Source organism: Micromonospora sp. NPDC005163 (assembly GCF_053599835.1).
This window is the reverse complement of sequence record NZ_JBSFYP010000004.1, coordinates 103,540-121,683: the sequence shown is the minus strand read 5'-3', so window position 1 is coordinate 121,683 and position 18,144 is coordinate 103,540. Positions and strand designations below refer to the sequence as shown.

The following is an 18,144-nucleotide window of genomic DNA, read 5'->3' as shown; positions in this document are numbered from 1 at the left end:
ATGTCCTTCCGCCTGAGCTACCTGGCTGACCCGGGTAACCCCTGGTTCTCCTGGCAGTACGTGCGGGACAACTCTGACACGATCGTCGCGGCGGTGGGTGAACACGCCTCCCTCACCGGGCGCGCGGTGCTGATCGCGGTGCTGATCGCCCTGCCGTTGTCCGTGCTCGCGTACTGGTTCCGCCCGCTGGCCGGGCCCATCCTCGGCGTCACGGGCGTGATCTACACCATTCCGTCGCTGGCTCTGTTCGCGTTCATCGCGCCCTACCTTGGCACCGGCGCCACCACCGTGCTGGTCGGCCTGGTCCTGTACGCACTGCTGCTGATCGTCCGCAACGTGGTGGCGGGGCTCAACCAGGTGCCGCCCGAGGTCCGCGAGGCCGCCGAGGGTATGGGCTACGGCCGGTGGGGCCGGCTGTTCCGGATCGACCTGCCGCTGGCGATCCCGGGCATCATGACCGGGCTGCGGCTGGCCACCGTGTCGACGGTCGCGCTGGTCACCGTGGGGGTGCTGGTCGGGCACGGCGGGCTCGGGCAGCTGATCTTCGCGGGTTTCCAGAACAACCTCTACAAGGCCGAGATCATGACCGGCACGGTGCTCAGCGTGGCGCTCGCGGTGCTCCTGGACCTGCTGCTGGTCCTCATCGGCCGGCTGGTCACCCCCTGGTCCGCCCGGGGCGTGCGGTGAGTGTCGCGGCGAGCCCGGTGCGCCAGGCGGTGATGTGGCTCAACGACCCGCTGAACTGGACCAATCCCGGCGGCATCCTGGACCGGCTCGGTGAGCATCTGGAGATCTCCGCCGCGGCGGTGGCGCTCGGCTGCCTGGTGGCCTGGCCGCTCGGACTCTGGCTGGGGCACACCGGGCGGGGTGGTGGCCTGGTGGTGCTGGTGTCCAACGCCACGCTGGCCATCCCGACCCTCGCGCTGCTGACCATCCTGCCGTTGACGTTCCTCGGCTTCGGCCGTACGCCGGTGGTGGTGGCGCTGGCCGTCTTCGCCGTTCCGCCGCTGCTGGCCAACGCGTACACCGGCGTACGCCAGGCGGACGTGGAGGCGCTCGACGCGGCCCGCGGGATGGGCCTGTCCGGCGGGCAGGTGCTGCGCCGGGTGGAGCTGCCGCTCGCGATCCCCTACCTGGCCGCGGGGTTCCGGACGGCCGCAGTGCAGGTGATCGCCACCGCCGCGCTGGCCTCGTTCGTCAACGGCGGCGGCCTCGGGGAGATCATCCGTACCGGCTTCGGCCTGAGTATCGCGGCCGGCGGGGGTCAGATCCTGGCCGGCGGTGTGCTTGTGGCCGGGCTCGCGTTGCTGGCCGAGCTGGTCCTGGGCGGTGTCGAACGGCTGGTCACCCCCCGTCCGCTGCGGCGCGACCGGCAACGCGCGGGACGACCCCGCCCCGCCGACGCCACCGGCCGCGCCTGATCTGAGCCCGTTTCGTCCGTGGGACGACCCGTTCGGGTGATCGGTCGACGAGCCGGCGACCGGCAGCGAGTTGTCGGTGACGATGCGGTGACGAACTCCACCTCAGGTTGTCGGTCGGTCCCGGAGGATGTTGGGTGGACATTCGCGGGCGGCCGACAGTCAGGATCGCCCGTCGGACACGCGGCCGGCCCGGGACGGGTCGCGCCGGGACACGGAAGGCGGGCACATGCGCGCACGTACACGTCTGGCGATCGGCGCGGTCGGCGCCGTCGCCGCGGCAGGGCTTCTGACCGGGTGCGGTGACGCCGGTTCGTCCGGCACCGACGCGCCCAAGCAGGGCGCCTCCGGGGCCGGGTGCGCCCCGGTCGCCGGGCAGCAGCTCATCGCACTGCAGGACGACAAGAAACTCCAGAACTCCGACAACATCATTCCGGCGGTCAACAGCAAGGCGGCCAACCCGCAGTTGATCGCCGCGCTGGACAAGGTCTCCGCCGTGCTCGACACGCCGAAGCTGATCCAGCTCAACAAGGCCGTCAACGACGACCGTAAGACCCCCAAGGTGGCGGCCGAGGAGTTCGCTTCCGCCAACAACGTCACCGCGGGTGTAGCCAAGGGTCCGGGTGGCGAGATCGTGGTGGGAGCCGGCAACTTCGCCGAGAGCCAGACCCTGGGCGAGCTGTACCGGATCGCGCTCACCGCCGCCGGCTACCAGGTCAAGGTTCAGCAGATCGGCAACCGGGAGCTCTACGAGCCGGCGCTGGAGAAGGGCGAGGTGCAGGTCGTCCCGGAGTACGCGGCGACCATGGCGGAGTTCCTCAACACCAAGGCCAACGGCCAGAACGCCCAGCCGGTCTCCTCGCCCGACATCAACAACACGGTGACCGCGCTGAAGGCCGAAGGTGACAAGGTGGGCATCACCTTCGGCGCCCCGGCCGCCGCACAGGACCAGAACGCCTTCGCGGTCACGCAGGCCTTCGCCGACAAGCACGGCGTGCGGACCCTGTCCGAGCTGGCCGCGAAGTGCTCGGGCAACGCGACCGTGCTGGGTGGTCCGCCGGAGTGCCAGCAGCGTCCGTTCTGCAAGCCGGGCCTGGAGAAGACGTACGGGCTGTCGGTGGGCTCGTTCTCCTCGCTGGACCAGGGCGGGCCGCTGACCAAGAACGGGCTGCGCACCGGCACCATCAGCGTGGGCCTGATCTTCTCGTCGGACGGCGCGTTCGCCACCAGCTGAGCCGCCTCCTGAGGCGTTGACGACGCCCCCGACCTCACCGGGTCGGGGGCGTCGTCAGGTCAGTACGCCCGCGCCCAGCCGGTGCACGCCTCACCAGAGCACACCCGGTACTGCAGCGCGTACGACGAACCGGAGGTGTTCTTCTGGCCGCACCCCGTGGCGGAACCGTTGGGGTCCCGGACGTTGTCGGTGTAACCGGTGTTGAGCCGGACTTCGGTCACCGCGCCGATACCGTTGGCCCGGTCGTCGCAGGCGTACAGCGTGTAGCCGCTGCTGATGACGCCCCCGTGGGCGAATTTGATGTCGCCCATCTTGAGGGTCTGCTCCACCGCCCAGGCCGGCTGGCCGGCCACCAGGACCCCCACCACGGCGGCTGCCGCCACCACGGACACGCGCTTCACCGTTCTCGACGCTCTCATATCCACCTCCATGATTGCCCTGCGCCGATTGAACCACGTGCATGCATCGTCACGGAGTGGGTTATGTAGATGCGGCGATGGATGGCCAGGTCAAGTTCCCCGAGGGGTGTTCAGGTCCGTTCCCCTGAGCGGGGATCCTCGGTAGGCTGCACAGCCATGCCAGCCCCGGTCGCCCCCGATGCCCGGCGTCAACCGCCGCTGCTCACCCTGCTCTTCTGGGCCGGTGTGGGCCTAGCTCCGGTGGCGGCGCTGATCCTGCTGGTCGCCGACGGCAACGGCCCGCTGCGCTTCGCGGCGGTGCTCGCCATCCTGGCGGTGGTGCTGATCGGCCTGTCCATCGCGCTGCGGCCCGACGGTGAGGACGCCTCGGCGCGAGCCGATGAGCTGCTGGACGAAATCGAGGAACTCCGCCGGGAGCTGCGCGCCGAGATCGTCGCCGCCGCGCAGCGCGGTAACCAGGCGCTCGACCAGGCACACCGGGCCCAGGAGGGTGTCGTCGCCGTCCGCCGCCGCCTCGACGCCAGCGGCGCTGCGCTCGCCGGCGGCGTCCCCGCCGCCGCCGAACCGGCGGGCGCCGGCCGGGCCCGGGTATCGGCCGGCGAGCCGGTCGACGATGTCCCGGTCGCCCGCAGCCGCGTGCCGGTGCCCGGCGGCGTCCCGGCGGGCCGGGGTCGGGTGTCGCCCCCGGAGGACGCCGGTGCCCGGTGGGGTCGCCCCGAGCACGCGGACGATGATGAGCCGGCGTACCACCGGGAGGCCCCCGACGCCGGTGCCGAGCCGCCGGCCGCCGGGCTGTACGGCGCGGAACGACCGGCCGCCGGGTACGGCCCGGAACGGCCGGCCGCCGCCGGGTACGGCTCCGTGCCCCGCCCTCGTGAGCACGACCGCCCCGAGTCGGGGCGCCGTCCGGTCGGGGTGGTGCGGCACACCGAGACCGTGCACGTCACCACCCGGCACACCGTGGTGGACGGCGGCCCGGCCGAGCCGGGTGCGCGGTACGGCGGCGGGTACGCCGGGCAGTGGACCCCGCCGGCGCAGGAGTGGACCCGGGGCGGCGGCGCGGAGGAGCGTTCCCGGGGCGCGCAGCCCGCGACCCGGGGTGAGCCCGGCTGGACGGCCCGCCGCGACGAGCCGGAGTGGACCGATCCGCGCGACGCGTACCCCCAGCCCGACGAGTCCGGCTGGGGGGCCCGGCCGCAGCCCGTCGCGGACCGGTCGCAGCCGGATTCGTGGGCGGGCCCCGACGACCGCGGCTGGTCGGAGCAGCGGGAACCCGACCGGGCGACGGCCGCGGCGCAGCCCGGACCGGCTCTGCGGGCCGACGACACCGGTGAGTACTGGTCGCAGCTGCGGGCCGGTGACCGGTGGGCCGCCGTTCGGGACGACGAGAACGGCCGTGAGTTGCGGGTCGGGGAGCGCCGGGCCGAGGTGCACGCCGACGCCACGGGCGCCGAGTACCGGGTGGCCGACAGCTGGGCCTCCGTCCGGCACGAGGAGCCCCGCCGCCACGAGGAGTCCCGCCGGCACGAGGACGCGCGCCACTACGACGAGCCGCGCCGGTACGACGAGCGCGAGCCGTACCAGCGGGACGAGCCGGCGCGCCAGCACGACCGCGACGGCGGTTGGCGGGACGAGCCGGCGGACCGGCCGGCGCTGCCGGTGGGCGGCGTGCCGGTGCCGGACGAGTGGCGCCCGCCGCGCCAGCGGGGCCACCAGGCGGAGCCCGCGCCGGAGCGGGCCGGCCGACGCCGGGTCGACGAGCGGTACGGCTACCCGCCGCAGGACGACGTGCCGCGCGCCGGGGGCGCCCCGGCCACCGACCGCTGGCGCTGACCGGTCACTTGTCGATGTCGCCGACCACGAAGAACATCGAGCCGAGGATGGCGATCAGGTCCGGCACCAGGCAACCGGGCAGCAGGGTGGACAGTGCCTGCACGTTGGCGTACGACGCGGTGCGCAGCTTCAACCGCCAGGGCGTCTTCTCACCCCGGGACACCAGGTAGTAGCCGTTGATGCCGAGCGGGTTCTCGGTCCAGGCGTAGGTGTGCCCCTCCGGCGCCTTGAGCACCTTCGGGAGGCGGGTGTTGATCGGCCCGGTCAGCCGGTCCACCCGGTCCAGGCACTGCTCGGCGAGGTCCAGCGAGGCGTACACCTGGTCGAGCAGCACCTCGAAACGGGCGTGGCAGTCACCGGCGGTGCGGGTGACCACCGGCACGTCCAGCTGGTCGTAGGCCAGGTAGGGATCGTCACGGCGTAGGTCCAGGTCGAGCCCGGACGCCCGGGCCACCGGCCCGGACGCGCCGAACGCGGCGGCGTCCGCGGCGGAGAGCACGCCCACGCCCACCGTCCGGGCCAGGAAGATCTCGTTGCGCCGGATCAGGTGGTCCAGGTCGGGGAGCCGCCGGCGTACCTCGCCGATCGCCGCGCGGGCCCGGCCGGTCCAGCCGTACGGCACCTCCTCCTTGAGGCCGCCCACCCGGTTGAACATGTAGTGGATCCGCCCGCCGGAGACCTCCTCCATCACCGCCTGGATGGTCTCCCGCTCCCGGAAGGCGTAGAAGACCGGCGTGATCGCGCCGATCTCCAGCGGGTAGGAGCCGAGGAACATCAGGTGGTTGAGCACCCGGTTCAGCTCGGCCAGTGCCATCCGCAGCCAGGTGGCCCGCTCGGGCACCTCCATGCCCATCAGCCGCTCCACCGCGAGCACGACACCCAGCTCGTTGGAGAACGCCGAGAGCCAGTCGTGCCGGTTGGCCAGCACGATGATTTGCCGGTAGTCGCGTACCTCGAAGAGCTTTTCCGCCCCCCGGTGCATGTAGCCGATGATCGGTTCGCAGGCGATCACCCGCTCGCCGTCGAGTACCAGCTTCAGCCGCAGCACGCCGTGGGTGGAGGGGTGCTGCGGGCCGATGTTCAGCACCATGTCGGTGCCGAGCTGCTGATCGCCGGTGCCGGCGACCAGGCCGGCCCCGGTGCCGACGGTCAGTTCACGGAGGTCCCCGGCGTCGGTGGTCATGCCCGTCATCGTGCCACGGCCGGACCGAGCGGGATGCCGACCGGTTGGCGCAGCCACCAGTGCCCGCCGAGCCCGGCCGGGTCAGTCAGCTCGGCCACCGCCGACGCGGCGGCCAGCGCCCGCACGTACCCCGCCGGGTCGGTGCCGGCCAGGCTCAGCGGCGGTCGGCCGCCGTCGGCCCCGAGCGCCCGCAGCGCCTCCCGCTGCGAGACCAGGGAGTACGCACACCGAGCGACCGCCGCACCGGCGGAGGCGACCGAGTCCATGGCCACGTGCGCGGTCACATCACTCGAACCGTCCGGCACCGGAGGCACCTGCCGCCCGGCCCGGTACCCGGTCAACGTCCCGTCGACCGGCCGGCTCTCCCGCAGATGTCCGTAGTCCACGGCCAGCGCCATCCCCCGCTCGATCCTGCTCACCGCGTCCGCCCACGCCTCGTCCCGCGTCCTTCCGATTTCTGCCCGGAAACCCGACTCGCTCGCGCTGGTCGCGTCCGTCCAGGTCGTGAGCCAATCAAGATCATCGAGGCTGACCAGTTCGCCAACAGTTTCCGAACCGCTCTCGGGATCGACCAACACATATCGCCAGCCATCTGTCGTGTGCACCGCCACGTCCAGCGGAACGTTGTCCAACCACTCGGTTGCCAGCAGCAACCCATTGATCCCAGCAGGAATCTCAGACACCCACCCGATCTCCTCCGGTAGGTGCTCGGGACGGGGCGCCAACTCGACTGCCGTGAACCGCACGCGTTCCGCGAGCGACGGACGAACGGCGACCGCCGACGGCTCGTCCCCAGAGGGACGGACGGCGGCCGTGGGAGTCAGGGTTTCCGGGGAGCCCGCCTGCGGAGGGATCAAGCCTGACCGCCCGGAGCGGGTGGGCTCCCCGGAAACCCCCACCGCGAGCCCGACGGCGTCCCCGGCTGAGACGAGCCTGAGCAGGGTAAGAAGCAGTTCGCCCCGCCCGGCGCCCACGTCGACCACGGAGAGGCGGGAAGGGTGGCCCAGGGCTGTGTCCACCTCTGCGATCAGGCGTAGCAGTGCGCTGGCGAACGCCGGGGAGGCGTGCACGCTGGTTCGGAAGTGATCGGCCGGCCCGGTGCCAGCGACGAAGAAGCCGTCCGGCCCGTAGAGGGCCTGGCTCATCGCGTCCCGCCACAGCATCGACATCAGCTCAGTCCGGGTTCGGGGTGCGTCACCGTGCCGACCCTACGGTCACCTGGCGGATCGACCCGCGCACCCGGCCGAGTGCCGGACAGGAACTGCCGGTGTCCCGGCAGGAGTCAGGGCCGCCGTTCGCGGCTCATGCCTGGAAGTAGTGCCCTTCGTTCAGGTCGGCGATCAGGCGGGGGTGGGAGGGGGTCCAGTCCAGCAGTTCGCGCGTGATCGCGGACGACGTCGGATTGTCCAGCTGCACGAACGAGCCGAGGAAGCCGAAGTGGTCGTTCGCCTCATCGGCGCTGATGCTTCGGACCGGGATGTCGAGGTTGCGGCCGATGGCAGCGGCGATCTGCTGGAAGGGGACTCCCTCGTCGGCGGCTCCGTGCAGGCGCGCACCGGCCGGGGCCCTTTCGAGGGCGAGCCGGTAGAGCTCGGCCGCGTCGAGCGTGTGCACGGCCGGCCACCGGTTGGCGCCCTCGCCGACATATGCGGCGTACCCGTTCTGCCGGGCGGCCGCGATGATGGCGGTGATGAAGCCGTAGTGGTCGAGCGAGCTGTGCACGGTGGGCGCGAGCCGGACGATGGAGGAGCGCACACCGCGGGAGGCAAGATTGGCTACGAAGTTCTCCGCGTCGATCCGGTAGCCGCCGCTCGGGAAGGTGTCGCGTTCGGTGCCGGGGCGGCCGACGATGCCGCCCATCGCGAGCATGGCCGTTCCGGTCGTGCCGACGAGGGGTTTGCCGGAGCCATCCAAGCCGTCGGCGAGTGCCTTGAGGGCGTCCAGATCGGCCGCGGCGGCACCGGCCAGGTCGCCGTTGATCATGAGGTCGTGGCGGAACGCCAGGTGGATCACCCCGTCGGAGGCCGCCGCCTCTTCCCGAAGCACGTCGAGGTCGGACAGGTCGCCGCGGCGTGCCTGGGCGCCGAGCTTCTCGATCGTGGCGGCGGACGCGTCTGAGCGTGCCAGGCCGACGACGTCGTGTCCGGCGGAGAGCAGTTCCGGCACGACCGCAGAGCCGAGATGGCCGGAGGCACCTGTGACGAATACGCGCATGGTGGTTCCTTCGTGTGAGTACCGATGTCACTTGGCGACATCACCGTAGCTCGCGATGTCACCGCGCGACATCCCTCGGACGAAATAATGTCGCGGTGTGACATCGGATACCATCGCCACATGGCCCGCTGGCAACCGGACGCGCGCGGCCGCCTGGAGGCGGCCGCCTTCGAGCTGTTTCGTGAACGCGGGTTCGAGCAGACGACGGTCGCCGACATCGCCGCCCGCGCCGGCCTCGACAAACGCACCTTCTACCGGCTCTTCGGCGACAAGCGCGAGGCGCTCTTCAGCGGCGGCGGGCACCTGGAGGAGGTCCTGGTCAAGGCGGTGGCCGAGACGGACGCCGCCCCTTTCGAGGCGGTCGTCGTCGCCTTCCGTCGGGTGGCGGAGGAAATCTTCGCCGACCGCCTTGAGCTGGTCCGGGTGCGCCAGTCCATCATTGCGAGCAGCCCCGAGCTCCAGGAGCGTGAGCTGCGCAAAGGGACCTCAATGGTGGCCGCGGTCATTACCGCGCTGCGTGCCAAGGGCCTCGGCGAGACTACGGCCACCCTGGCCACCGAGTCGGGTGTCACAGTCTTCCGGGTTGCGTACGCCCGTTGGGTCGCGCCCGACAGCGACGCCCCGCTCACCGACCTGATCGCCGAGGTGGCCACCGAGCTGCGCGCGATCACGTCGGCCCCGGGGCCATGCCCCGACCGTGGTCGGCCGTGACCTCCACCCCGCTGCCCGGGTGATGCACCCCGCCGCTGGTCCCGCACCGGTTGGGAAGGGCCCTTGAGGCGTTAACAAGGGGCCCATTCTTCGGTGGTGAACGTTTTCACACATCCTGTTTCGGCTCTGTGACGCGGGCGCATACTTGCGATCGACCGGTACCCCTTCTCGAGGACTGGATCGTCGTCATGAGCGCACCGCTGCGCCCGCGTCCGGCCGCCCCTCACGGGCCCGCCGTTCTCGGTGCTCCCCCCGCCACCTCCCGTCTGCTCACCGTCGGTGTCGTTGGCGCCGGCCGGGTCGGTGCCGTGCTGGGCGCCGCACTCGCCGCCGCCGGCCACCGGGTGGTCGCCGTCACCGGCGGCTCCGGAGCCAGCCGTGCCCGGCTCGCCCTGCTGCTGCCGGAGGTGCCCCGCCGCCCGGTTTCCGCTGTCGCCCACGCCGCCACCGACCTGCTGCTGCTCGCGGTGCCGGACGACGCGCTGGCCGGTGTGGTGGCCGACCTCGCCGACCGGGGCGCACTGCGCCCGGGCCAGATCGTCGCGCACACCTCCGGCGCCCACGGGCTGGCCGTGCTGGCGCCGGCCGTCGCGGTGGGCGCCCGGCCGCTCGCCCTGCACCCGGCGATGACCTTCACCGGTACGCCGGACGACCTGACCCGGCTGGCCGGCATCTCGTACGGGGTGACCGCTCCGGCGGAGTTGCGCCCCCTGGCCGCCCGACTGGTCGCCGACCTCGGCGGAGTGCCCGAGTGGGTGGGCGAGGCCGACCGCCCGCTGTACCACGCCGCGCTGGCCCACGGCGCGAACCACCTGGTGACCCTGGTGAACGAGGCCACCGACCGGCTGCGCGACGCCGGGGTGGCCCGGCCGGAGAAGGTGCTCGCCCCGTTGCTGCGGGCGGCCCTGGAGAACGCGCTGCGGCTCGGCGACGACGCGCTCACCGGCCCGGTCTCGCGTGGCGACGCGGGCACGGTCCAGCGGCACCTGGCCCGGTTGGCCGCGACCGCCCCGGAGTCCGTTCCCGCGTACCTGGCGCTGGCCCGGCGTACCGCCGACCGGGCGATCGCCGCCGGCCGGCTGCGGCCGGTGGACGCGCAGTCGCTGCTCGGCGTGCTCGCCGACACCACCCGGCAGGTGAACGCGTGAGCGCGAGGAGTGAGCCGATCTTGCGAGCCTCGCAGTGCTGGACGGAGGTGACGCGATGACGCAGCTTGTGCACACCCGCGCCGACCTGGCCGAGGCTCGTGCCGGGCTGAAGGGCACGGTCGGTGTGGTGATGACCATGGGTGCCCTGCACTCCGGGCATGAGACGCTGCTGCGCGCGGCGCGGGACCGGGCCGACCACGTGCTGGTGACGATCTTCGTGAACCCGTTGCAGTTCGGGCCGAACGAGGACTTCGACCGCTATCCGCGGACCCTGGACGCGGACCTCGAGGTGTGCCGTCGGGCCGGCGCCGACGTGGTCTTCGTCCCGTCGGTGGCCGAGATGCACCCGGACGGCCAGCCCCGGGTGCGGCTCGACCCGGGCCCGCTCGGCGAGGAGTTGGAGGGAGCGAGCCGGCCCGGCTTCTTCCACGGGGTGCTCACCGTGGTGCTGAAGCTGTTCCAGCTCACCCAGCCGGACCTGGCGTTCTTCGGAGAGAAGGACTACCAGCAGCTCACCCTGGTCCGGCGGATGGCCCGGGATCTGGACGTGCCGGTCGAGGTGGTCGGTGTGCCGACCGTCCGGGAGCCGGACGGGTTGGCGCTGTCCAGCCGTAACCGCTACCTGAGCGGGCCCGAGCGCGCCGCCGCGCTGAGCCTGTCCGCCGCGCTGCGGGCCGGTGCCCAGGCCGCCGATGCCGGTCTGGACGCGGGGGCGGTGCTGACCGCCGCGCACGCCGCGTTCGGCGCCGGTACGCCGGGTGCCCGGCTCGACTACCTGGTGCTCACCGATCCGGAGCTGGAGCCGGGGCCGGTGTCCGGGCCGGCGCGGCTGGTGATCGCCGCGTGGGTGGGCGCCACGCGGTTGATCGACAACGCGGCCATCCACCTCGCTCCCCGCCCCTGACCCGGCCGCACCCTCCACCACTTTCGCGAAAGGCCATCCCGATGCTGCGGACCATGCTCAAGTCGAAGATCCACCGCGCCACGGTGACCCAGGCCGACCTGCACTACGTCGGTTCGGTGACGGTGGACGAGGATCTGCTCGACGCCGCCGAACTGCTCCCCGGCGAGCAGGTGGCGATCGTGGACATCACCAACGGTGCCCGGCTGGAGACGTACGTCATCCCGGGCGAGCGGGGCAGTGGCGTGATCGGCATCAACGGCGCGGCCGCGCACCTGGTGCACCCTGGTGACCTGGTCATCCTGATCTCGTACGGGCAGATGGACGACGCCGAGGCCCGGTCGTACCGGCCGCGGGTGGTGCACGTGGACGCCGACAACCGGGTGGTCGAGCTGGGCGCCGATCCGGCTGCGGCGGCTCCGGGCACGGCCGGCGACCCGGTGCCGAGCCCGCTGGCCGTGGCCAGCGTCTGATCCGCGCGGCGATTCCGGTCTGTCACCGGAAGGTCATTTCCGGTTACCCTTGTCACGCCGTCGGAAGCTGGTCGGTGGCTGGGGGAGGCCGCGATGCGCCGTGCGATGACGACCCTGCTCGCCGCCGCCGCCACGGCAGTTCTGCTGGTCGGCTGCGCCGGAGACGGCGGCCTGGACGATGATCTGACCGATGACTGGGCGGCCCTGCCGCCAGCGGCGGCGCTCACCCCGGTCGCCGGGGTGTGTCAGGCCGCCGACTTCACCGACGTGGTCACCCTGGCCAGCTACCAGCCGATGGACTGCGCCGGCCCGCACCGGTTGGAGACCGTGCACGTCGGCGCTTTTCCGGTCGAGCGGGCCACCGCCCCGGCCGGTGGCTCGGCGGAGCTGCGTGGCGCGTTCGCCGACTGCGACACCCGGGCCACCGGGTATGTGGGCGACGACTGGCGGGCGGGCCGGCTGCGGCTGTCGGTGGCGCTGCCCTCGGCGCCGGGCTGGGCGGCCGGATCCCGCTGGTACCGGTGCGACCTCAGCGAGCTGACCACGGTGGAGGCGGCGGCCACGGTGGTGGTCCGGTCGGGCAGCCTGCGGGACGCGTTGAAGGGGCCCTCCGGGCTGCGGCTGGGCTGTCAGCAGACCCGCGGCGGGGCCGGCCGGGGCGTGCAGACGCTGATCCCGGTGGAGTGCGGCGCTCGGCACGACGCCGAGTTCGTCGGGGTCTGGCGAGCGCCGGACCGGCCGTACCCGACCCGGGATGCCGACTGGGCTCCGCTCTACACGGGTTGTCGCAGCGTCCTCGGCCGGTATGTGGGGGTGCCGGACGACGCCGAGCTGCGGTTCCGCAGCGGAGTGGTCGTTCGCCCGCCGGGTGCGGGGCGCTGGCGGGTCGGTGACCGGGGGGTCCGCTGCTACCTGTGGCTCAGCGACCGTACGGTGACCGCCTCGCTGCGGAGCGCGGGCCCGGCGGGGCTGCCGGTCCGGACGAAGTGACCATGGCCCACCGGTCTGCGCGGCGCGGTGGGTGCGGGACGGGGTAGCCCATACCACTCGTCCCGCCCCCGGCGCCCCGGACGAGGACGGTTCGGGTTGACTGGGGGGATGGACCTTCCGACCGTCGACCTGCCGGCCCTGCCCCCGTTGCTGGCCGCGCCCGCGCCAGGCTGGGTGGAGACCACCGACGTGATCGTGGTGGGTTCCGGGGTCGCCGGGTTGACCGCGGCGCTGCACCTGCGCGAGGCGGGCCTGCACGTCACGGTGGTCACCAAGGTCAATATCGATGACGGCTCGACCCGGTGGGCGCAGGGCGGCATCGCGGCGGTCCTCGATCCGCGGGACACTCCGGCGGCGCACGCCTCGGACACCGAGGTCGCCGGCGTCGGGCTCTGCGACCCGGCGGCTGTCCAGGTGCTGGTCGAGGAGGGCCCGGTCCGACTGCGGGAGCTGATCCGGATCGGCGCCGAGTTCGACCGCCACCCGGACGGCTCGTTGATGCTGACCCGTGAGGGCGGGCACCGGGCGGACCGGATCGTGCACGCCGGCGGGGACGCCACCGGGGCCGAGGTGCAGCGGGCGCTGCACGCGGCGGTTCAGCGGGACCCGTGGATCCGGTTGGTCGAGCACGCCCTGGTGCTGGACCTGCTGCGCGCTCCCGGCGACGGCCCGGACGGGCTCGGCCGGGCCTGCGGGATCACCCTGCATGTGCTCGGCGAGGGCAGCGAGGACGGCGTCGGAGCGCTGCTGGCCCGGGCGGTGGTGCTGGCCACCGGCGGGATGGGCCAGATCTTCGCGGCCACCACCAACCCGGCGGTCTCCACCGGGGACGGGGTGGCGCTGGCGATGCGGGCGGGCGCGGCGGTGACCGACGTGGAGTTCGTCCAGTTCCATCCGACCGCCCTCATGACGCCGCCCGGTGCCGGTGTGCCCGGCGCCGGGCACGCGCAGCAGCCGCTGGTTTCCGAGGCGCTGCGCGGCGAGGGCGCGTACCTGGTGGACGGGGACGGCAAGCGGTTCATGGTGGGCCAGCACGAGCTGGCCGAGCTGGCTCCCCGGGACGTCGTGGCCAAGGGCATCCACCGGGTGCTGCTCGCCACCGGCGCGGACCACGTCTTCCTCGACGCCCGGCACCTGGGCGGGGAGTTCCTGGCCGGGCGGTTCCCGACCATCGTGGCGTCCTGCCTGGCGATCGGTGTCGACCCGGCCACGGACCTGATCCCGGTCGCCCCGGCCGCGCACTACGCCTCCGGCGGTGTCCGCACCGATCTGTTCGGCCGCACCTCGATTCCCGGCCTGTACGCGTGCGGCGAGGTCGCCTGCACGGGCGTGCACGGCGCGAACCGCCTGGCCAGCAATTCGCTGTTGGAGGGTCTGGTCTTCTCCCGGCGGATCGCCGACGACATCGCGGCGGGCCTGCCCGAGCAGGTCCGACCGGCGGACACCGGCGCGTGGCGCGGTGGTGCGGGCTGGGTGCTGCCGGCCGAGGCGACGCCGGCCCTGCAACGGGCGATGACCCGGGGCGCCGGGGTGCTCCGTTCGGCTGCCACGCTGGCCGAGACGGCCGGGACGCTGACCGAGATGGGCACCGCCCGAGGTCGGCCGCGGACGGCCGACTGGGAGGCGACGAACCTGCTCACCGTGGCGTCGACGTTGGTGGCCGCAGCGTACGCGCGCGGTGAGACCCGGGGTTGCCACTGGCGGGAGGACTTCCCGACGGCCGACGAGCGGTGGTTGGGCCACCTGGTCGGGTCGGTCGGGGCGCAGGGTCGGTTGACGCAGCAGTGGGAGGGACGGCAACAGTGAGCGCGAGGAGTGAGCCGGTGTTGCGAGCCCCGCAGTCGCGAACGGAGATGGCCCAGTGAGCGCGAGGAGTGAGCCGGTGTTGCGAGCCCCGCAGTCGCGAACGGAGATGGCATTGACGGAGTCGACGCAGCGGGCGTTGCGGGCGGGCGGCCTGGACCCGGCGCAGGTGCGGACGGTGATCGAGACCGCGCTGGTCGAGGATCTGGGGCCGGACTTCCTCGACGTCACCAGCGTGGCCACCATCCCGGCGGAGCAGACCGACACCGCCGATCTGGTGGCCCGCGCGGACGGCGTGGTGGCCGGGCTGAGCGTGGCCGCCGCCGTGTTCGAGCTGGTCGGCGAGGTGACCGGCTTCGGCCGTACCGTCGAGGTGTCGCAGGTGGCCTGCGACGGCGAGCGGGTGGCCCGCGGCGATGTGCTGGCGACGGTGACCGGGCCGACCCGGCTGCTGCTCACCGCCGAGCGGACGGCGCTCAACCTGCTCTGCCGGATGTCCGGGGTGGCCACCCACACCCGTGCCTGGGCGGACGCGCTGGCCGGCACGAAGGCGATGGTGCTGGACACCCGCAAGACCACGCCGGGCCTGCGGGCGCTGGAGAAGTACGCGGTGCGGGCGGGCGGCGGCACCAACAAGCGGATGGGCCTCTATGACGTGGCCATGATCAAGGACAACCACAAGCTCGCGGCCGGGGGCATCACCGCGGCGTACCGGCGGGTCCGGGAGGCGTTCCCGGAGGTGCCGGTGCAGGTCGAGGTGACCACGGTCGACGAGGCGCTGGAGGCGGTGGACGCCGGCGCGGACTTCCTGCTCTGCGACAACATGACTCCGGAGACGCTGGCCGAGGCGGTGGCCGCGGTGGGTGACCGGGCGGAGCTGGAGGCGACCGGCGGGCTCACCCTGGAGGTGGCCGGCCGGTACGCGGCCACCGGCGTGGACTTCCTCTCGGTGGGCGCGCTGACCCACTCGTCGCCCATCCTGGACATCGCGATGGACCTGCGGATCGAATGACGGGTACGCGGCCGGCGGCGGGCCGGGCCTCAGACGGTGGTCAGTGAGGTGGCGGCCAGATTGAAGATCACCCGGTTCTCGGTGTCCTGCCGGCCGTCGAGCCCGTACTTGGCCCGGAAGAGCTCCAGCACCCGGTTGTAGATCGCGGGCGCCAGCTCGTCCGCCTCGCCGATGGCGAAGACCTCGCCCGCCACCTCGGGCCGGTCCAGCACCACACTCAGCCCGGCCAGCCCGTGTCGGGCGACGTTGCGCACCAGGTCGGTGCCGGCGATGTACCAGTCGCCGTCGGAGCGTACGTAGAGCGCCTCGCAGGTCTCCACGTCCCGTCCGGCCTGGCGTAGGCAGAGCCGCAGGCTGAGGCAGGCCTCCAGGTCCTCCAGGGGCGCGGTCTCCCACAGCTCGGCGAACCGGTCGTCGACGAACTCGCCCAGCGGGGTGGAGACGAACGCCTCGATCTGCTGGGTGTCGAAGGTGCTGCCCTGCACCGGGAAGAACGAGATGAACGCCTTGCCGTCCCAGCGGTACATCTGCACGGAAGGGGCGGCGCTGTAGACCCGGACCTGGAGCCGGGCCCGGGCCGCCTCCGGCAGCTCCTCGCGGAGCCGGGCCAGGTGCCACAGGTTGTTGAGGATGGCCACCGAGGCGTCCCGCCGGCGCAGCTCCTCGCCGCGCAGCCGGACCGCCGGTGAGTCCGGGTCCAGCAGCAGCACCTTGACGGTGGCGCCGTTGGCGAGCGCGGAGCGCAGCGCGGCCACGAACCGGGTCGCGTACGGGCCCTCGAGCATGCTGGTCCAGGTCTCCAGGATGGCCACGGTCTCCCGGCACTGGGCGACCCGTTCGATCAGCGCATCCCGGTCCAGCCGGGGATGCTCGATGATGCTGACCGTCTGGAGTTCGCGGAAGAGCGGGTTGAGCACCACGTAGGTCAGCAGCGTCATGATCAGCGCGGCGCCGATGTTGAGGTAGAGGTCCCCGGCGAAGCTGCCGGTCTCCCGTCGGGACGCCTGCCACGCCTGCACGATCATCCAGATCGCGCCGCCGGCCAGCGCGACCAGCACCAGCACGTGCCGCCGGCGCCGGCGCAGGGTGTTGCGCCCGCGCACCCACCACGTCCCCGACATGTCCGCTCCCCGTCCGGCCGCGCCGTGGATCGACCTATGTTCATGTCGTGATGGGACCAGGATACGGTCCGCCGGCCGGTCCGCGCCCGTCCGTACGGTCGTTGTCTAGGCTTCGTGCGTGCTGCTCTGCATCGACATCGGAAACACCAACACCGTGCTGGCGACCTTCGACGGCGACAAGCTGGTGCATTCCTGGCGGATCAAGACCGATGCCCGCTCGACGGCGGACGAGCTGGGCCTGATGTTCCGGGGCCTGCTCGCCGGGGACAACGTCGAGATCACCGGCGTGGCCGCCTGCTCCACGGTGCCGGCCGCGCTGCGCTCGCTGCGCACCATGCTCGGCCGCTACTACGCCGACCTGCCCAGCGTGATCGTCGAGCCCGGTGTGCGGACCGGGGTTCAGCTGGCGATCGACAACCCGAAGGAGGTGGGTGCCGACCGGGTGGTGAACACGCTGGCCGCGTACACGCTCTACGGCGGGCCGTCGATCGTGGTGGACTTTGGCACCACCACCAACTTCGACGTGATCAGCGGTCGTGGCGAGTTCCTCGGCGGGGCGTTCGCCCCGGGCATCGAGATCTCCTTCGACGCGCTGGCCGCCAGGGCCGCCCAGCTGCGCAAGGTCGAGGCCACCAAGCCCCGCTCGGTGATCGGCAAGAACACCGTGGAGTGCCTCCAGTCCGGCCTGTACTTCGGCTTCGCCGGGCAGGTGGACCGGATCGTCGAGCGGATGACCGAGGAGCTGGGCGAGGTGAAGGCGGTGATCGCCACCGGCGGCCTCGCCGCGCTGGTGATCAACGAATGCCACAGCATCACCCACCACGAGCCGATGATCACGTTGATCGGGCTGCGGATGGTCTACGACCGGAACCTGTGACTCCGGTGGGGGTTCAGCGCCGTCGGGCGCGGAAGACCACGGTCCGGTACGGCAGCTCGACGCTCTCCCGTCCGGCCAGGTCCGGATGGCCGGCGAGTAGCTGCCGCAGCTCCCGGTCGACGGTCGCCCGCTGCTGGCGATCCGCCGTCAGGTAGTGGGAGCGGGTGTGACTCATCCCGACCACTTCGTCGGGGGTGAGGGTGGTGTGGTGCTCGAACACGCCCAGCTCCACCGCGTCGAAGGCCGGGCCGAGGTCGGTCACCGACTCGGTCAGGTCGGTGGTGTGGTCGCCCATGTGGGCGATCCGGCCCAGCTCGGCCACCCAGTCGACGCGATCGTCCCGGGTGTTCCAGATCGGGGCGAACGTCCCGCCCGGCCGCAGCACGCGGGCGACCTCGGCGTGCGCGCGCTCCTTGTCGAACCAGTGGTAGGCCTGGCCGACCACCACCGCGTCGGCGCTGCCGTCCGGTAGCGGCATCGACTCGGCGCTGCCGGCCAGGGCCGTGACGTCGGGGGTGGCGGAGTCCAGTTGGGCCCGCATGCCGGGGTCGGGCTCCACCGGCAGCACCCGGTGGCCGAGTGCCCGTACGACCCTGGTCAGGATGCCGGTGCCGGCCCCGAGGTCGACGACCTGCGCGGCGTCGCTCAGCCCGTCGAGCGCCCAGCGCACCGCCTCTACGGGATAGCTGGGACGAAACCGGTCATAGTCGCTGGCCGCGGCACCGAAGGACAGGGCGTGAGTGTGATCGACCATGAGGCGCAGGTTATCCGGTAACGACCCCCAGGAGGCTTGAGTACGCTCGGGCC

The 18,144-nt window shown here is 72.6% G+C and carries 18 protein-coding genes; 12 read left to right on the top strand and 6 right to left on the bottom strand.

The window, feature by feature from the left end:
- The 3 genes from ACWD6N_RS05440 (at position 1) to ACWD6N_RS05430 (ending at position 2,652) form a co-directional block, all read left to right on the top strand.
- Entirely contained in the window at positions 1-687 is a 687-nt protein-coding gene (locus ACWD6N_RS05440) for an ABC transporter permease (protein ID WP_354963435.1), read from the top strand.
- A gap of 32 nt (positions 688-719) precedes the next feature.
- Positions 720-1,421, top strand: a complete 702-nt coding sequence (locus tag ACWD6N_RS05435; RefSeq protein ID WP_387324630.1) for an ABC transporter permease — start codon at positions 720-722, stop codon at positions 1,419-1,421.
- Between the two features lie 226 nt (positions 1,422-1,647).
- Complete coding sequence (locus tag ACWD6N_RS05430; RefSeq protein ID WP_387324229.1) at positions 1,648-2,652, top strand: glycine betaine ABC transporter substrate-binding protein; 1,005 nt, start codon at positions 1,648-1,650, stop codon at positions 2,650-2,652.
- Positions 2,653-2,711: 59 nt separating this feature from the next.
- Here ACWD6N_RS05430 and ACWD6N_RS05425 read toward each other — a convergent pair whose 3' ends face one another.
- Positions 2,712-3,053 carry a hypothetical protein gene (locus tag ACWD6N_RS05425; RefSeq protein WP_387324232.1) on the bottom strand — a complete coding sequence of 114 codons (342 nt, stop codon included), beginning with the start codon at positions 3,051-3,053 and terminating at the stop codon, positions 2,712-2,714.
- Positions 3,054-3,227: 174 nt separating this feature from the next.
- Between ACWD6N_RS05425 and ACWD6N_RS05420 the strand changes: the two genes are divergently transcribed.
- Positions 3,228-4,904: a hypothetical protein gene (locus tag ACWD6N_RS05420; RefSeq protein WP_387324234.1), complete on the top strand. Its 1,677-nt coding sequence runs from the start codon at positions 3,228-3,230 to the stop codon at positions 4,902-4,904.
- Positions 4,905-4,908: 4 nt separating this feature from the next.
- On the opposite strand, the gene ACWD6N_RS05415 is transcribed toward ACWD6N_RS05420, so the two are convergent.
- The 3 genes from ACWD6N_RS05415 to ACWD6N_RS05405 all read right to left on the bottom strand — a co-directional run bounded on the left by ACWD6N_RS05415 (position 4,909) and on the right by ACWD6N_RS05405 (position 8,301).
- A complete protein-coding gene (locus ACWD6N_RS05415) occupies positions 4,909-6,096 on the bottom strand; it encodes an NADH-quinone oxidoreductase subunit D (protein ID WP_387324237.1) in 1,188 nt (395 codons plus the stop codon).
- On the bottom strand, positions 6,093-7,256 hold the full coding sequence (locus tag ACWD6N_RS05410) for an SAM-dependent methyltransferase (RefSeq protein WP_387324240.1): 1,164 nt from the start codon (positions 7,254-7,256) through the stop codon (positions 6,093-6,095). Before ACWD6N_RS05410 ends, ACWD6N_RS05415 begins: the two co-directional genes overlap by 4 nt.
- A 133-nt stretch (positions 7,257-7,389) precedes the next feature.
- Complete coding sequence (locus ACWD6N_RS05405) at positions 7,390-8,301, bottom strand: SDR family oxidoreductase (protein WP_387324243.1); 912 nt, start codon at positions 8,299-8,301, stop codon at positions 7,390-7,392.
- Between the two features lie 120 nt (positions 8,302-8,421).
- Here ACWD6N_RS05405 and ACWD6N_RS05400 point away from each other — a divergent pair, with 120 nt between their 5' ends.
- The 7 genes from ACWD6N_RS05400 (at position 8,422) to nadC (ending at position 15,339) form a co-directional block, all read left to right on the top strand.
- A complete protein-coding gene (locus ACWD6N_RS05400) occupies positions 8,422-9,012 on the top strand; it encodes a TetR family transcriptional regulator (protein WP_387324245.1) in 591 nt (196 codons plus the stop codon).
- Between the two features lie 188 nt (positions 9,013-9,200).
- Positions 9,201-10,160, top strand: coding sequence for a Rossmann-like and DUF2520 domain-containing protein (locus ACWD6N_RS05395; protein ID WP_387324248.1), 960 nt, complete (start codon positions 9,201-9,203; stop codon positions 10,158-10,160).
- Positions 10,161-10,215: 55 nt separating this feature from the next.
- Positions 10,216-11,064 (top strand): pantoate--beta-alanine ligase, encoded by an 849-nt coding sequence (gene panC, locus ACWD6N_RS05390; protein ID WP_387324250.1) that lies wholly within the window; start codon positions 10,216-10,218, stop codon positions 11,062-11,064.
- 41 nt (positions 11,065-11,105) lie between these two features.
- Positions 11,106-11,534, top strand: coding sequence for an aspartate 1-decarboxylase (gene panD, locus ACWD6N_RS05385; protein ID WP_387324253.1), 429 nt, complete (start codon positions 11,106-11,108; stop codon positions 11,532-11,534).
- Between the two features lie 93 nt (positions 11,535-11,627).
- Positions 11,628-12,524, top strand: a complete 897-nt coding sequence (locus tag ACWD6N_RS05380) for a septum formation family protein (protein ID WP_387324255.1) — start codon at positions 11,628-11,630, stop codon at positions 12,522-12,524.
- 108 nt (positions 12,525-12,632) lie between these two features.
- A complete protein-coding gene (locus ACWD6N_RS05375) occupies positions 12,633-14,330 on the top strand; it encodes an L-aspartate oxidase (protein WP_387324257.1) in 1,698 nt (565 codons plus the stop codon).
- 112 nt (positions 14,331-14,442) lie between these two features.
- A complete protein-coding gene (gene nadC / locus ACWD6N_RS05370) occupies positions 14,443-15,339 on the top strand; it encodes a carboxylating nicotinate-nucleotide diphosphorylase (RefSeq protein ID WP_450004521.1) in 897 nt (298 codons plus the stop codon).
- A 29-nt stretch (positions 15,340-15,368) separates the two neighbouring features.
- On the opposite strand, the gene ACWD6N_RS05365 is transcribed toward nadC, so the two are convergent.
- Entirely contained in the window at positions 15,369-16,460 is a 1,092-nt protein-coding gene (locus ACWD6N_RS05365; protein WP_387324262.1) for a DUF5919 domain-containing protein, read from the bottom strand.
- A 118-nt stretch (positions 16,461-16,578) separates the two neighbouring features.
- Between ACWD6N_RS05365 and ACWD6N_RS05360 the strand changes: the two genes are divergently transcribed.
- A complete protein-coding gene (locus ACWD6N_RS05360; RefSeq protein ID WP_354963448.1) occupies positions 16,579-17,337 on the top strand; it encodes a type III pantothenate kinase in 759 nt (252 codons plus the stop codon).
- A 13-nt stretch (positions 17,338-17,350) separates the two neighbouring features.
- Here the strand turns inward: ACWD6N_RS05360 and ACWD6N_RS05355 are convergent, their stop codons facing one another.
- Entirely contained in the window at positions 17,351-18,091 is a 741-nt protein-coding gene (locus ACWD6N_RS05355; protein ID WP_387324265.1) for a class I SAM-dependent methyltransferase, read from the bottom strand.
- Positions 18,092-18,144 lie beyond the last annotated feature (53 nt).

Coding starts and splice junctions, on each gene's coding strand:
- ACWD6N_RS05435 (WP_387324630.1), top strand. CDS start 720: ATGTGGCTCAACGACCCGCTGAACTGGACCAATCCCGGCGGCATCCTG.
- ACWD6N_RS05405 (WP_387324243.1), bottom strand. CDS start 8,301: ATGCGCGTATTCGTCACAGGTGCCTCCGGCCATCTCGGCTCTGCGGTC.
- panD (WP_387324253.1), top strand. CDS start 11,106: ATGCTGCGGACCATGCTCAAGTCGAAGATCCACCGCGCCACGGTGACC.
- ACWD6N_RS05355 (WP_387324265.1), bottom strand. CDS start 18,091: ATGGTCGATCACACTCACGCCCTGTCCTTCGGTGCCGCGGCCAGCGAC.
- ACWD6N_RS05375 (WP_387324257.1), top strand. CDS start 12,633: ATGGACCTTCCGACCGTCGACCTGCCGGCCCTGCCCCCGTTGCTGGCC.
- ACWD6N_RS05395 (WP_387324248.1), top strand. CDS start 9,201: ATGAGCGCACCGCTGCGCCCGCGTCCGGCCGCCCCTCACGGGCCCGCC.
- ACWD6N_RS05420 (WP_387324234.1), top strand. CDS start 3,228: ATGCCAGCCCCGGTCGCCCCCGATGCCCGGCGTCAACCGCCGCTGCTC.
- ACWD6N_RS05380 (WP_387324255.1), top strand. CDS start 11,628: ATGCGCCGTGCGATGACGACCCTGCTCGCCGCCGCCGCCACGGCAGTT.
- ACWD6N_RS05440 (WP_354963435.1), top strand. CDS start 1: ATGTCCTTCCGCCTGAGCTACCTGGCTGACCCGGGTAACCCCTGGTTC.
- panC (WP_387324250.1), top strand. CDS start 10,216: ATGACGCAGCTTGTGCACACCCGCGCCGACCTGGCCGAGGCTCGTGCC.
- ACWD6N_RS05410 (WP_387324240.1), bottom strand. CDS start 7,256: ATGTCGATGCTGTGGCGGGACGCGATGAGCCAGGCCCTCTACGGGCCG.
- ACWD6N_RS05365 (WP_387324262.1), bottom strand. CDS start 16,460: ATGTCGGGGACGTGGTGGGTGCGCGGGCGCAACACCCTGCGCCGGCGC.
- ACWD6N_RS05400 (WP_387324245.1), top strand. CDS start 8,422: ATGGCCCGCTGGCAACCGGACGCGCGCGGCCGCCTGGAGGCGGCCGCC.
- ACWD6N_RS05430 (WP_387324229.1), top strand. CDS start 1,648: ATGCGCGCACGTACACGTCTGGCGATCGGCGCGGTCGGCGCCGTCGCC.
- ACWD6N_RS05415 (WP_387324237.1), bottom strand. CDS start 6,096: ATGACGGGCATGACCACCGACGCCGGGGACCTCCGTGAACTGACCGTC.